Annotated in this window: 20 protein-coding genes; 11 read left to right on the forward strand and 9 right to left on the reverse strand. The window is 40.1% G+C overall.

Going from position 1 to position 12,399, the window contains the following annotated elements:
- Positions 1-23: 23 nt before the first annotated feature.
- Together ACSLFW_RS12770 and ACSLFW_RS12775 are read right to left on the reverse strand one after the other, a co-directional pair.
- A complete protein-coding gene (locus ACSLFW_RS12770) occupies positions 24-1,163 on the reverse strand; it encodes a nuclease-related domain-containing protein (RefSeq protein WP_436556056.1) in 1,140 nt (379 codons plus the stop codon).
- Positions 1,164-1,184: 21 nt separating this feature from the next.
- Complete coding sequence (locus tag ACSLFW_RS12775) at positions 1,185-1,667, reverse strand: hypothetical protein (protein WP_436556057.1); 483 nt, start codon at positions 1,665-1,667, stop codon at positions 1,185-1,187.
- A gap of 339 nt (positions 1,668-2,006) precedes the next feature.
- Here ACSLFW_RS12775 and ACSLFW_RS12780 point away from each other — a divergent pair, with 339 nt between their 5' ends.
- Together ACSLFW_RS12780 and ACSLFW_RS12785 are read left to right on the forward strand one after the other, a co-directional pair.
- Positions 2,007-2,999: an endo alpha-1,4 polygalactosaminidase gene (locus ACSLFW_RS12780; protein ID WP_436556058.1), complete on the forward strand. Its 993-nt coding sequence runs from the start codon at positions 2,007-2,009 to the stop codon at positions 2,997-2,999.
- 138 nt (positions 3,000-3,137) lie between these two features.
- Entirely contained in the window at positions 3,138-3,935 is a 798-nt protein-coding gene (locus ACSLFW_RS12785; RefSeq protein WP_436556059.1) for a sulfite exporter TauE/SafE family protein, read from the forward strand.
- Here ACSLFW_RS12785 and ACSLFW_RS12790 read toward each other — a convergent pair.
- The gene (locus ACSLFW_RS12790; RefSeq protein ID WP_436556060.1) at positions 3,927-4,085 is read right to left on the reverse strand and encodes a hypothetical protein; all 159 of its coding nucleotides are present in this window, start codon (positions 4,083-4,085) and stop codon (positions 3,927-3,929) included. The genes ACSLFW_RS12785 and ACSLFW_RS12790 overlap by 9 nt on opposite strands.
- Positions 4,086-4,279: 194 nt before the next feature.
- Between ACSLFW_RS12790 and ACSLFW_RS12795 the strand changes: the two genes are divergently transcribed.
- The 3 genes from ACSLFW_RS12795 (at position 4,280) to ACSLFW_RS12805 (ending at position 6,120) form a co-directional block, all read left to right on the forward strand.
- Complete coding sequence (locus tag ACSLFW_RS12795; RefSeq protein ID WP_436556061.1) at positions 4,280-5,086, forward strand: serine hydrolase domain-containing protein; 807 nt, start codon at positions 4,280-4,282, stop codon at positions 5,084-5,086.
- Positions 5,080-5,478: a hypothetical protein gene (locus ACSLFW_RS12800; RefSeq protein ID WP_436556062.1), complete on the forward strand. Its 399-nt coding sequence runs from the start codon at positions 5,080-5,082 to the stop codon at positions 5,476-5,478. Before ACSLFW_RS12795 ends, ACSLFW_RS12800 begins: the two co-directional genes overlap by 7 nt.
- Positions 5,479-5,670: 192 nt before the next feature.
- Positions 5,671-6,120 (forward strand): hypothetical protein, encoded by a 450-nt coding sequence (locus ACSLFW_RS12805; RefSeq protein WP_436556063.1) that lies wholly within the window; start codon positions 5,671-5,673, stop codon positions 6,118-6,120.
- 79 nt (positions 6,121-6,199) lie between these two features.
- Here the strand turns inward: ACSLFW_RS12805 and ACSLFW_RS12810 are convergent, their stop codons facing one another.
- Positions 6,200-6,751 carry a chloramphenicol phosphotransferase CPT family protein gene (locus ACSLFW_RS12810; protein ID WP_436556064.1) on the reverse strand — a complete coding sequence of 184 codons (552 nt, stop codon included), beginning with the start codon at positions 6,749-6,751 and terminating at the stop codon, positions 6,200-6,202.
- Positions 6,752-6,944: 193 nt separating this feature from the next.
- Here ACSLFW_RS12810 and ACSLFW_RS12815 point away from each other — a divergent pair, with 193 nt between their 5' ends.
- Genes ACSLFW_RS12815 through ACSLFW_RS12830 form a run of 4 tightly spaced genes read left to right on the forward strand, consistent with a single transcriptional unit; the run spans position 6,945 to position 9,959 of the window.
- Positions 6,945-7,328 carry a hypothetical protein gene (locus ACSLFW_RS12815; protein WP_436556065.1) on the forward strand — a complete coding sequence of 128 codons (384 nt, stop codon included), beginning with the start codon at positions 6,945-6,947 and terminating at the stop codon, positions 7,326-7,328.
- A 56-nt stretch (positions 7,329-7,384) separates the two neighbouring features.
- On the forward strand, positions 7,385-7,825 hold the full coding sequence (locus ACSLFW_RS12820) for a hypothetical protein (RefSeq protein ID WP_436556066.1): 441 nt from the start codon (positions 7,385-7,387) through the stop codon (positions 7,823-7,825).
- A gap of 2 nt (positions 7,826-7,827) precedes the next feature.
- Positions 7,828-8,619, forward strand: a complete 792-nt coding sequence (locus ACSLFW_RS12825) for a hypothetical protein (protein ID WP_436556067.1) — start codon at positions 7,828-7,830, stop codon at positions 8,617-8,619.
- A gap of 56 nt (positions 8,620-8,675) precedes the next feature.
- Entirely contained in the window at positions 8,676-9,959 is a 1,284-nt protein-coding gene (locus ACSLFW_RS12830) for a PQQ-dependent sugar dehydrogenase (protein ID WP_436556068.1), read from the forward strand.
- Here ACSLFW_RS12830 and ACSLFW_RS12835 read toward each other — a convergent pair whose 3' ends face one another.
- From ACSLFW_RS12835 to ACSLFW_RS12845, 3 genes are all read right to left on the reverse strand, one after another.
- Positions 9,960-10,352 carry a hypothetical protein gene (locus ACSLFW_RS12835; protein WP_436556069.1) on the reverse strand — a complete coding sequence of 131 codons (393 nt, stop codon included), beginning with the start codon at positions 10,350-10,352 and terminating at the stop codon, positions 9,960-9,962.
- The gene (locus tag ACSLFW_RS12840) at positions 10,339-10,581 is read right to left on the reverse strand and encodes a hypothetical protein (RefSeq protein WP_436556070.1); all 243 of its coding nucleotides are present in this window, start codon (positions 10,579-10,581) and stop codon (positions 10,339-10,341) included. The genes ACSLFW_RS12835 and ACSLFW_RS12840 overlap by 14 nt, the downstream gene beginning before the upstream one ends.
- A gap of 73 nt (positions 10,582-10,654) precedes the next feature.
- Positions 10,655-10,825 carry a hypothetical protein gene (locus ACSLFW_RS12845; RefSeq protein ID WP_436556071.1) on the reverse strand — a complete coding sequence of 57 codons (171 nt, stop codon included), beginning with the start codon at positions 10,823-10,825 and terminating at the stop codon, positions 10,655-10,657.
- Between the two features lie 21 nt (positions 10,826-10,846).
- Here ACSLFW_RS12845 and ACSLFW_RS12850 point away from each other — a divergent pair, with 21 nt between their 5' ends.
- Positions 10,847-11,002, forward strand: coding sequence for a hypothetical protein (locus ACSLFW_RS12850; protein ID WP_436556072.1), 156 nt, complete (start codon positions 10,847-10,849; stop codon positions 11,000-11,002).
- A 49-nt stretch (positions 11,003-11,051) separates the two neighbouring features.
- Here ACSLFW_RS12850 and ACSLFW_RS12855 read toward each other — a convergent pair whose 3' ends face one another.
- Positions 11,052-11,330: a lipocalin-like domain-containing protein gene (locus tag ACSLFW_RS12855; RefSeq protein ID WP_436556073.1), complete on the reverse strand. Its 279-nt coding sequence runs from the start codon at positions 11,328-11,330 to the stop codon at positions 11,052-11,054.
- A gap of 84 nt (positions 11,331-11,414) precedes the next feature.
- Positions 11,415-11,705 (reverse strand): hypothetical protein, encoded by a 291-nt coding sequence (locus ACSLFW_RS12860; RefSeq protein ID WP_436556074.1) that lies wholly within the window; start codon positions 11,703-11,705, stop codon positions 11,415-11,417.
- Positions 11,706-11,977: 272 nt separating this feature from the next.
- On the opposite strand from ACSLFW_RS12860, the gene ACSLFW_RS12865 reads away from it, so the two are divergent.
- Positions 11,978-12,394, forward strand: coding sequence for a tetratricopeptide repeat protein (locus tag ACSLFW_RS12865; RefSeq protein ID WP_436556075.1), 417 nt, complete (start codon positions 11,978-11,980; stop codon positions 12,392-12,394).
- Positions 12,395-12,399: the final 5 nt, after the last annotated feature.

A 12,399-nucleotide genomic window follows, 5' to 3' on the forward strand; every position in this document is an offset into this window, starting at 1 on the left:
GTTACAAACGTCATTAAGAACTTTTAAATATTTAGTTTACTTATGATATTTTTAGATTCGGAAATCGATAATAGATAACTACTTATACTTTCAATTTCAGATTGAGTAAACAATGGATTAAAATATCTGATATAAGAAAGAAGTTGGTTTAACCCAAGAATCTTTACAAATTCAAATTCTGCATTTGGAACAGATCGCGTGAACACCACAATATTTCGTAAAGGTAATTTTTTCGTTCCCCAACGATGTGTATCAATTTGGATATTTGCTTTTGAAACAGCGTTAGATAAAATTACATATAAAGCGAAATTTAAACGTTTAATTTGATCTATAGGAGAGCGCAACTGTTCATTATTAATTGATTCTTTACTCCAATGTTTGGTTTCAATAACATAAATGCCATTTGGAGCAATTAAAATATGATCAATCTGAATCGATGAAATATATTGATTTTCGTTACGATAATAAAGGGACGAATTGAATGAATAGCAAAAGTTGTTGATCAATACATAATCATTCGAAAGTTCTTTAAGCATTTTTTCAACTTCATACTCACCTTGAGCACCAAAAACTGAATTTCGAACTGAATTTATTATTTCACGTTTTTTCTGTATCCGGTGTAATGTTGAGTAACAACTTTGATTTACAGCCATATCATAATATTGATTGATGTAATCGAGGCGCTTTTGCTTTTCAACTACAGCTTTTTCATCAGTAAAATTTATTCTTGGTTGTTTTGCAAATAATTTTAATTGGATTTTCCATATTTTACACCATATAATAAAGTGCTTTAAATAATCTTTTACAATTGGAACTAATGCGCTTTCAGGCTCAGTCAAATATGAAATTTGATTATAGAGAATTTCTAATTTCTGATTTTCACTTGAAATGAAGTTTGCCTTTTTGAGGCGATAATTTTCCTGTATTTCAAAAATTTGGTTTCTTAGCTCATTCTCCTCATTCGATATTATTTTTGAATGTTCTGAAATTAACTCTTGTTCAGTTAAAACGGATTGACTTTCGAAAGCAAGTAATTGTTGTAAAGATGTAAAATCATCGATTCCGTTATTGACAAGTTTAAGTTGAATGTCCGATAATGAACCGATTGTATTGAAAATTCTACACATATTAATTATTAAATCAAGCCTAAAAGTTCTTAACAACGACTCATTTGCAGAAATGTGTCACTTCCCGCAACGACAATCTTTTTCCTTAAGTTGGTCAAGATACTGCGCGATAAGCTCATTAGACATAAACAGCGTATTGAAAGCTTTATTCTTCTGGACTTTATTGTCTTTTACGGTTTCAAAATGGTCAAAATACGATTCCAATTGATCGGGCGTTAGTGAATTGCGGAAATATTGTTCCTGTTTCACGAAAACAACAATTAACGCCAAAAGACTTTCAGGCGACTGGCTGATTTCATATTTCTTGTAAACAAGTTCCAAATCATCATATTGCGCATGAAAAAGCTCATCTGCAGCGGCATATTGCTCGTCATTGAAATTCAGGAACTCCGTGCACCAGGCCTTTGTCTGACTGAAAACCATCTGGCCGCCCGGATTATTCACAATTGATTGCACCATCGTAATTCTATCTAAAATATCTTTTGGATCCTGAGCTTGCACGAATAAAGGTAAAATCAATAACAGCAGTATTTTTCTCATTTAGATTTATTTAAGGTGGCTAATGTAATAAAAAAAATCAACCGCATTTGAGTTTTCATCAACGCTCAATTTTTAGGAAATGCGTAATCTTAAAATTGTGCATGATAATCTCCACAAGAAAATTTAACAAAAACTACGGCGTTTCCGTAACACAAGGTGTCGAAAAAAATTGTATTTTACCTTCAGGGAAGGGGCTATGCAGTCCCTACGAAAGAATGGGGTTTTTTAGGTTGCGGGAAAGCCGTAAAAATTGTTAAAGTTTTAATTCCGCATTAAATTGAATTTTGATACACTTATAAAATGCACCTTTGGCAATAAAGCATAATGAATTTAGTTAATATGAAAAGCTATTTTATGATGAAAAACGCGATAACCATCATTTTACTGGGAATTCTTTTTGCTTCCTGCACCTCGTCAGACACAGAAACGCCTGCAGAAGTACGCGATTACAAACAAGATATGCGCAACTTCGTCATCGGCATCAGCCAATATGCAAAAGCGATCGATCCATCATTTGCCATAATTCCGCAGAATGGTATAGAACTCGTCACAACAAACGGGCTGGAAAGCGGAAGTCCGGCAACCGCTTATCTCGACGCCATCGACGGGAACGGGCAGGAAGACCTGAATTTCGGATATGATAATGACGATATTGCAACGCCGGGCGCAGTGACTTCTTACCTGAAAACGTTCCTTGATATTTCGAATAACCAAGGCAATATAATCCTTGCGACAGATTATTGCTCGACGCACGATAAAATGGACATGTCTTATGATATCAACAACGCATTCGGCTATATTTCTTTCGCCGCAAGTGAACGCGCACTGAATGTGATTCCGAATCATCCGACACCGATTTACAATGAAAACACCAATAACATCAATACTTTACAACAGGCGAAGAATTTTATCTTCCTTGTAAATCCGGAAAATTACGTAACAAAAACCGCTTTCATCAACGCGGCAAAATCCACGAATTATGACGCACTGATCATCGATTTATTTTTTAACGGTGAAGCTTTGACTGCTTCCGATATTGATTCGCTAAAAACAAAAGCCAACGGTGGCGCGCGACTTGTAATCTGTTATATGTCGATTGGGGAAGCTGAAGATTACCGCTATTACTGGAATCCGGCGTGGAGTTCCAATAAACCGGAATGGCTGAAAGCCGAAAACCCGGACTGGCCGGGCAATTACAAAGTGCAATACTGGAATTCTGACTGGCAGCATATCATTTACGGCAACAACGATTCTTACCTGAAAAAAATCACAGACGCGCATTTTGACGGCGTTTATCTTGATATTATTGATGCGTTTGAATACTTTGAATAAATATCAATATCAACTTCAATATCAAATCCCAAATTACAAGGCTGAAATTTCAATCTTGGAATTTGGGATTTTTTTATGTTGTTATTGATGTGAAAAACCCTTAAGTTCGGCAAAGCTAAACACCTAAAAAATTCTCACATGGAAATCAGCCAGCTTGCCGGATATATCTTAGCCATTTTGGTGGGGATTTCCCTTGGCCTTATGGGCAGTGGCGGCTCTATTCTTACTGTTCCGATTCTGGTGTATGTGATGGGCGTTTCTCCGGTATTGGCAGCGGCTTATTCGCTTTTTGTTGTAGGCACAACCGCTACCGTCGGCACCATCCGCAATATTTTTGACAGGAATATCGACTTTAATAAAGTACTGGTTTTCGGGATTCCGTCGGTTGTGGCGGTGTTTCTCACGCGTATTTATCTCGTTGGGATGATTCCGTTGAAAATTGTTGTAACCGAAAATTTCTTTATAACAAAAGGGATTGCATTGATGGTGTTATTTGCCATAGTAATGTTGCTTTCTTCCTATATGATGCTGCGCAAACAACCTGTCGAAATCGCTACTGAAAATAAGCCGCTCAATTACCCGCTGATTTTTGTTCTGGGAATTGGTATCGGTTTAATCGCCGGATTGGTAGGCGCGGGTGGAGGTTTCCTGATTGTTCCGGCACTCGTGATTTTGGGCAATACAAAAATGAAACCTGCAGTGGGTACTTCGTTATGCATTGTCGCTTTACAATCACTGATTGGTTTCGCAGGCGATTTGCAGCAACACGCAGCTATCGACTGGAAATTACTGATTTATTTTACAACTGCGGCTGTATCAGGAATATTCATCGGACTTTCATTGGCCAGAAAAATAGAAGGCGCGAAATTGAAGAAAGGCTTCGGCTGGTTTGTATTGGCGATGGGAATTTATATCCTCATCAGGGAATTATCCTAACGGTTTCGCGGTTTTTTCCGTTTTTGGCTTAGAAAAGAACATGCCATAAGACACATAAGCCGCCGCCGTTAATGCAATCAGGAAAGTAATGATAAAGTAAGTTTTGGTATATTTACCCATTATCGGCTCTTGCGGTGTTCTTGTGTGCATTGGTGGAGTTTTATAATGCAAAAGTATGAAAAATTCACGGCCGAGGCCGGAAACAAATAATTGCAATCAACAATCAATATGAAAAACAAAATCACAATCGCATTTCTATTACTGTCATTTTCCGATTTTCCCAAAAGCTGGATACGGTAAAAATCGACAGCCTTTTCAATATCCTTGAAGCAAAGGATAAATTCATGGGAAGTATTGCTATTACTGAAAAGGGTGTGCCGATATATACGCGCGCCATCGGGAAAGATGATATCGAAAGCGGAAAAAAATCGACTGTCGCTTCTAAATACAGGATTGGTTCCATTTCCAAAATGTTCACGGCAACCCTGGTTTTTAAAGCTGTTGAGGAAGGAAAACTCGATTTGGCGCAAGTCATTTATGCTTATTTTCCTAATATCGAAAATTCGAAAACCATCACCATCGCAAATTTGCTGAACCACCGCAGCGGCATTCATAACCTAACGGTTGACGAAGATTATCAGCTTTATTTTACGAAGCCGAAAACCGAAGCCGAATTGGTGGCCATCATCACCAAAAGCAAAAGTGATTTTAAGCCTGATTCTAAAGCAGAATACAGTAATTCCAATTATGTATTGCTGAGTTATATTTTACAGAAAGCCTATAAAAAACCATACAAAGCAATCCTCGACGAAAAAATCCTGAAACCGCTTGGCCTCAAAAACACCTATTTCGGTGGTAAAACCGATTTGAAGAAAAATGAAAATTTCTCCTATAGCTTCACCACCAAATGGGAAAAGGAACCCGAAACCGATATGTCTGTCCCGATGGGCGCGGGCGGAATCGTTTCTACACCTAGCGACCTGACCGTTTTCATCAAAGCTTTATTCGATAAAAAAATCATTAATGAAAAAAGTCTTGGTGTAATGACATCCATAAAAGATGGTTATGGCAGCGGTGTTTTCGAGACGCCTTTCTACGACAAAAAAAGCCTGGGCATACCGGAAGTATTGACGGATTCAGCTCGGTGCTGACATATTTTGGCGACGATCAACTCGCTATAGCGCTGACTTCCAACGGGAATACTTATGAAAACAACAGCGTGATGATTGCAGTGCTCAGTGCTTATTACGGAAAATCATTCAACATCCCGACCTTTAACACCATTGCGCTTACGAGTGCCGATCTTGACCAATATCTGGGTGTATACAGCTGCCCGCAATTGCCCTTTAAATTGACGGTTACAAAGAACAACGCTACGCTCGTCATCACACCCGATGGACAACGCCCCGCCAATATGGAAGCAACCGCAAAAGATGTATTTGAATATACTCAATACGGAATTAAACTTATTTTCAACACCGAAAAAAAACTTTTGGTATTGCAGCAGGGCGGACAGGAGTTTACTTTTGGTAAGGGCTTATAGACACTGGCTTTTCCAGTGTGATAAGAATGTTATGGTTATTATAATTTATTAACGTGCAGCTGCTACATTTCGATTAGGTATTTTTACCTGCTCGGGTGCAGTCGACGGTCTTTTTGTGTTATTCATCGGTAAAGTTTGCACGGTTTTTAGCAAAGTGTAAAATTTACTATACCGAACCATTATCACTTTCACATGCTGCCATTATTTAACAACGAAAAAATCGTGTCGCAATCTGCCAACGGCGCGGTCACCCTTACAACCGACCGCATTTGCTATCAATACGAACAGGATGGAGAGACGCAGCACCGTGCGATAATGCTGGAACAAGTGACTTCATGCAAAAACAATTTTTCTTCATCGATTTCATTGTTGGCGCTGGCTGGAATTTCGTTTGTTGTAGGAATGCTTGGGATGCTTACGCACGTTAATAGTTTATATGCAATGCTTTTGGTAAGTGTATTGTTGCTGGCCATTTACGTACCGTCGCGCCGCAATGTGATGGTTATCGCTTCCGCGGAAGGAGAAATGGAAGTTCCTGCTTCTGATATTGAAGCCGAATATATTGAAGAATTTCTCAATAAGGTTGAAGTGGTGAAATACGAAAGGATTATCAACCTCAACGAAATTGAAGTCATTTTTTAATTACAGATTTTATTTGATTATATATACGAGCGCAGCGAAAGTTGCGCTTTTTTTTTGCTAATTGATTAATTGTAATTTTTTACTTCCGGTCATATTTATCTTTTAAAAGCTGCGCAGTTTTTATCCATCCTGCAGGATCGGGCGTTTTGTCTATAAAATCAGAAATGACACGTGCACAGGTTTCCACATCGTTGGCGTCCGTATCAATAAGAAGATCATAAATTGCATCGCGGTGAACAATGTCATACTGGAAAGCTGCAGTTCCGATAAGTCTGTTGCCACGTTCGGCTTCCCTTTTCATTAATGTTTCGAGTTCACAATGTATTCCAAAAAAATATACCCTGAACTCAGCTAGTGCTGCAATACAGGCCGGAAGCCATTCTTCACCTTGAAATACATGGTCGATAATAATCGAATTCTTTGCTGCTGCGAGTCCGTACAGGCTGTTATGAAATCCCTGAACGATGGCTTCGACAACTTCATCATCATAAAAATAATCAGATTTTACCATTCGTAAAAATGTATCTAATTTGACATGAAGATAAGGATGGCCGCTGGATTCGCGCAATTTTTCGGCGATACTCGATTTGCCCGCACTTGATGTTCCGTTTAAAAAGATGATGATTTGCATAATTAAAAATTCTGCTAAAATTTAACAAGAAAAATAGCTGTAAAATCGAAGCGTTTTAAAATTTATTACTTATATTTCAGGTCGTTAATGTAGTGTTGTTCAGGCGAGTATAAAATTTTACAGCCAAATTACCGATAACATTCTATAACGCCTGAAATTACCAATTTATTACCAACCACCAAAACCAAATTTTATGAAAAAACAATTCGATTTACAACAATCAGAACTGGCAGCTATAGATGCCAAAATTGCCGTTATGTGTGACAATGCTGAAACTAACGGCACCTTTATCGGCAGTATCTGGAGTGCAGTTACAAATGGCGCCAACAAAATTGCAAGTGTAATAACCAATGCAACGGCCGGTGCGAATTCAGATGTTGTCACTTCATCAGGCACCCAAACATTGGGTGAAGTCATTCACGATGCAGTTGCAGGCTCAGCGGGCCAGATTGTAATGCCGTGGAAAAAAGCAAAACCAAAAAAGCCGGAAGTACTCGCGCAACTTGAAGCGATGGCTGATGAAGAAATGCCTGACCTCAAAAAACTACTTGAAATAAGGAACGGATCTCTTAACTAAGAGCGATGTTTTATCTTGTAACCGGAATACTTGCTATATTTCTAATAGCAAGTATTTTGTTTCAGATTAAAAGCCTCCAGCGAAAACTGAGCAGGCTTGATTTTTTGCATATATTACCCAACTATTCTTTCTTCGCGCCAAGGCCTTTGGAAAATGATTACCGTTTGGTTTTTAAATTCATTCCCGAAGAAGAAAACGATTGGGTTGAGGTGCCATTGTATATTGGTATTACTGCGAACCGGTTTTTTTACAATCCTTTTAAATATTACAATAAAGGAATGATAGATTGCTTTAATTTCCTGATTGCAGAATTCAACGACCTTGAAAATAAAAAACTGATACTGGTTTCAGAAAATTATCTGAATGTACTCCGATTGATTGCCAGTCACGTAAAGCATAACAACACAGTAATACGATTTGCCATACTTACGAGCGCAGGTGTTGATGAAGTGAAAGTTGCCAATATTCTATTCCTTTCCGCACATCAAAGATTATAACAATGATGGATGTAGTTTTATATTATAAAATTAGTGTTACCATTTTACTGATATCAGGTTTTCACTGCGGTGCTGAGCTTTTGGGAATTCCTGAAAAATTCCTTGATTTTGCCGATCCAAGCACTGATAGAAAAAATAAATATTCAAAGTGGCTGGTTATTCATGGTCTGCAGATGGTATTGGCTTTGGCAGCGCTCACGACATTGCTACTTTCAGAGATATCGATTTTCCGGATTTTTTTTGTGTTACTGACCTTCATTAACCTTTACTCATATCTGATAAGAAGCATCGGTAAAGATGGTTCAGACCAATTAAGGCTGATCAGCTATTTGTCTTTTAGCCTTTGTTTTTTACTTGAGGAGCATACCGGCGCAGCAATATCGCTTTATTTTGCAGGATGCCAGGTACTTTTGGCCTATACAACTTCCGGACTTTTGAAACTGCTTTCGCCGTATTGGCGTAAAGGCGACGTGTTGGCCGGAATATTAGGTACTTATTCTTTCGGAAGTCCAAATTTTTCCAAACTGTTACTGGCGCATCCGCGATTAGAAAAAATATTGTCGCATGCAGCGATTTTCACAATGCTTTCGGTAATCATTGCTTTTTTTCTGCCTTATGACATGCCATTATATATCGCATTGGCGATGATTTTTTCTTTTCATTTTGGCACTGCCGTGTTAATGGGATTGAATGATTTCCTGTTTACATTTCCATTGGGTTATCCGGGAATTATCCTGTTGCATGAAGCGTTATATTCAGGATGTAGGCATTTTTCATTCCCAAACTTATACTAAAACAGTTTTCTTCGCGGCGGTTGTTTCGTAACTTTAAGAAACAAACAACAACCGCTATGAAAAATATTACACCAATACTTATTGCATTTTTGCTTCCACTATTAGTCAATGCACAATCTACTGGCAAAACTGATTTGCCCGAACCTTTCGCTACAAAATCAATTACTAATTACTCCAATGTCATTGGTTGGAAAAATGGAGAAACGCCAAAAGCGCCGGCAGGATTCACAGTTACATTATTTGCCGATGGATTTGAAAACCCGCGCTGGATGTACCAATTGCCAAATGGTGATATTCTTGTTGCACAAGCAAATTCTAATTACAGTGTATTAAAACAAATTGGCGCGTCGCTTATTGGCGCAGGGAAGTCGAACAACCTGAAGCACAGTGCGGACAAAATTACGCTGCTTCGCGATACTGATAAAGACGGGAAACCCGATTTGAAAGTCACTTTTCTCGATGAAACCGATGGATTAAACCAACCTTTCGGGATGCTGCTGATTGGAAAATGGTTTTATGTAGCCAATACAGATGCGGTCTTGCGGTACAGTTACGAACCCGGCGCTCAGAAAATCACTTCCAAACCCGAAAAAATCATCGATTTGCCTGCCGGAAAACACAACCGCCATTGGACACGCAATCTCATCGCCAACGCCGATAATTCGAAAATTTATATTTCAGTCGGTTCAGGTACGAATGTAGCCGAAGAAGGCATTGATAATGAATTGCTTCGTGCCGACATCCTCGAAATGAATCCCGACGGGTCAGCGATGCGCGTTTATGCCGCAGGATTGCGAAATCCGGTTGGTATGGATTGGGCGCCGGGTACGAAAACCTTATGGACGGTTGTTAACGAACGCGATGAGCTTGGCGATGAATTGGTTCCCGATTATCTCACTTCAGTCAAAGAAAACGGCTTTTACGGATGGCCGTATTCCTATTTTGGCCAGCACGAAGATCCGCGTGTGAAAGACAGAAAGCCTGCGCTTGTAGCGAAAACTATTGTTCCCGATGTAGATATGGGTTCGCATACTGCTTCTTTGGGACTGGTTTTTTACACCGGAAAATCTTTTCCTGAAAAATACCGCAACGGTGCGTTCATTGCACAACACGGTTCCTGGAACCGCAAATTGCTTTCGGGTTATAAAGTGATGTTCGTACCTTTTAAAGATGGAAAACCTTCGGGAAAACCAGAAGATTTCCTGACCGGGTTCGTCGTCAATCAAGACAAGGATGAAACACGTGGCCGACCGGTTGGTTTGTTGCTTTTGCCTGACGGTTCATTGCTCGTTACCGATGATAAAACCAACCGGATTTGGCAAGTGAGCGCGACGAAATAATCAGTGTTCCCGGATTACATTTTCAATTCGAAAACTAAACGGTACGGCATCTTCGCCTGCGCCGCCGCCAGTCATGACGATATCTGCACCGACAATTCCGTTAAGGCTGATTTCGGTTTTTATCTGCTCTAAAATCGCCTGATTGATGACTTCGCCTTCAGTCATTTCTGAAACTACGCCAATAAATATTGACGGGCGTAGTAATAATATTCCTTTTTGCCCTGGAGGCATTCCGGTTCTTGTCGCGACGAGCCTGCCATTACGGTAAAAATGCATGCCGATAATGCCCTTTTGCAAATGATTGGCGACTTCTAAAGTCAATTCTGTAGAAGGATGATCAGCTTGCTGGAGTACGACGCCTGTTGGGCTGTGCACCATTTCAAATGCCTGCATTGCTGCCGCGGGTTGCTTCGGTGTGAAGTTGCCGAAAGCGTCGTTGCCACAAATCATCAGTGAAGATTCGTAAGTAAAAGGATGGTTCATGCCGGGCACCGCATTCGCGGATGACTTTCCACGCGACGGGATTCAGGTTGTCTTCGGCATAATTTTTCTGGAAGATAACGATTTGGCTGTTGTTGGCGTCGTTAGAATTATTGATGAAATTTAGTTTAATATCACTCATAATAAGGGGTTTTAAAAATTTAAAAAACGGCCTGCGCAAACAGGCCGTCAGTGGTTATAATGGTTTGGTTGGTTTATTTTCCGAGATTCTGCTCAATCCAGGCTTTGCCGGTTGAAACCGTATTACTGTTTCCAAAGAATGCCCAGACCTGGCCAACGCCTTCATAAACATCGGCGCCTTCTTCAACAAAAAGCTGGTCAGGGTGAAGGCTTTGCACAATAAATGTCGTGTTCTGCATTTGCATGCAGTCGATTTCAACCTTGAATTGCATGTAATAATCAACGCCTTTGGCACTGGTGTAAACTGGCCCATTGGTGTTGTTTTACTTGGTACGAAAATGCTCGATCCGTTTGCCTCCAAAATCGTCGCATTTGAATTCATCGTAACGTTGAGTTTTGGTGCGACGCCAAATTCGGTATAATTAGACAAAGTCATCCCGTTGTCGAGTTGTAAATCCTGCAGCATCCAGATTACCGGGCCTTGCTTGCCGGTAGGGAAGAAGCCGTATTCATGTGTCTAGTCCAGGTGATTCCTGTCACTTCGATTTTTTCACTCCCAATTGTAATCGTGCCTTTGGTATGAAGATTCGTAAAAGAATAATAATAGTTGTTTTTGAAAAGCGGCGTGATGCCATTCGGATCGACAATTCTGCCGCCGGTTCCCCAAACTTTCAATGGTTCTCCTTTTTGCTCAAGGTCAAGATTCAACTCGCAGGCAACACCGTTTTTTATCCACGAAAGTGGTATCAACAAGCATGTGCAATGGGTTGTTGCCTTCGGCTGAAGTCATGTGAACAGCGCCATTCGTCTTATCGTTGGCCGGGCCTTCAAAAGTCACGTACCACGGTTGAGAAGGATCGGTTTGTGCCCAGTCTTTTGGCGGCGGGCAGATACATTCACTTTTTGGTAATTGACCTGATTCTTTACATCTGTGATTTCAATCTGCGTAAAACCGAAGATGCTGAAATTGGCGGCGTTGATTTCGAAACCGAATTTGCGTCCGTCTGCCGCTTCAAGAGTACCGATGTGCCAAAACCATTCTGTCGGGCAATCTTTATGGCCATAATAGTCGTTTGGAAATTGGAGTGCCGGAACAGCCGGAACTACTGGTGGATTTGCTTCCATGATTTGTTTTGTTTATTGGTCTTACTCTCAGGCTTTTCAGAAACGCCCCGTTTTTTGAAATGGTGACGGCTTCCATCTGATTTCAAAATTATTGAAGTTAAATGTTTTGTTTACAGGTATTTATACGCGATTTTTAAATCAGGTATTTTTACTTTTAATTTTTTGTAATGGATTGCGGCGCAATATTTAACGAAAGATTGTAGTACAAACTCTGTTAAATAAATCCAAATTGCGTAACAGATTTTTGCTTACATTGCAACAAATTCGACTGCATGAAAATAAATACCCCCGTTTATTTCTGCTGCCTGGCAATTTTTTGCCTTGTGCATTCTGTAGCTTTTTCACAAGACTGGAAAGCTGTTGACAGCCTGAAAAACGAAATCGCCAAGCATGAAGCAAGGATGCGCGAGTTCGGTGCCCATGCCGATCCAATGGCTGACACGCTTAAAATTAGGCTGCTTAATATGATCGTCACGCAAGTTTACCGCGACAATCCCAACAAAGCGATGCCTTATGTGCAGGAAGAATTGGCGCTTTCAGAAAAACTGCATGATGATTGGGGGCTATCGGCAACGGCGAATACACTCGGGAATATTTACGATTATCGCGGCGAGTATGCCAAGGCGATTGCCTATTTTAAGAAAGCACTCGAAGTCAACCAGCGGACAGGAAAAGCAGCAGTCAGGTAGACGCC

Source organism: Flavobacterium sp. 3HN19-14 (assembly GCF_051373205.1).
Classification (GTDB): Bacteria; Bacteroidota; Bacteroidia; order Flavobacteriales; family Flavobacteriaceae; genus Flavobacterium.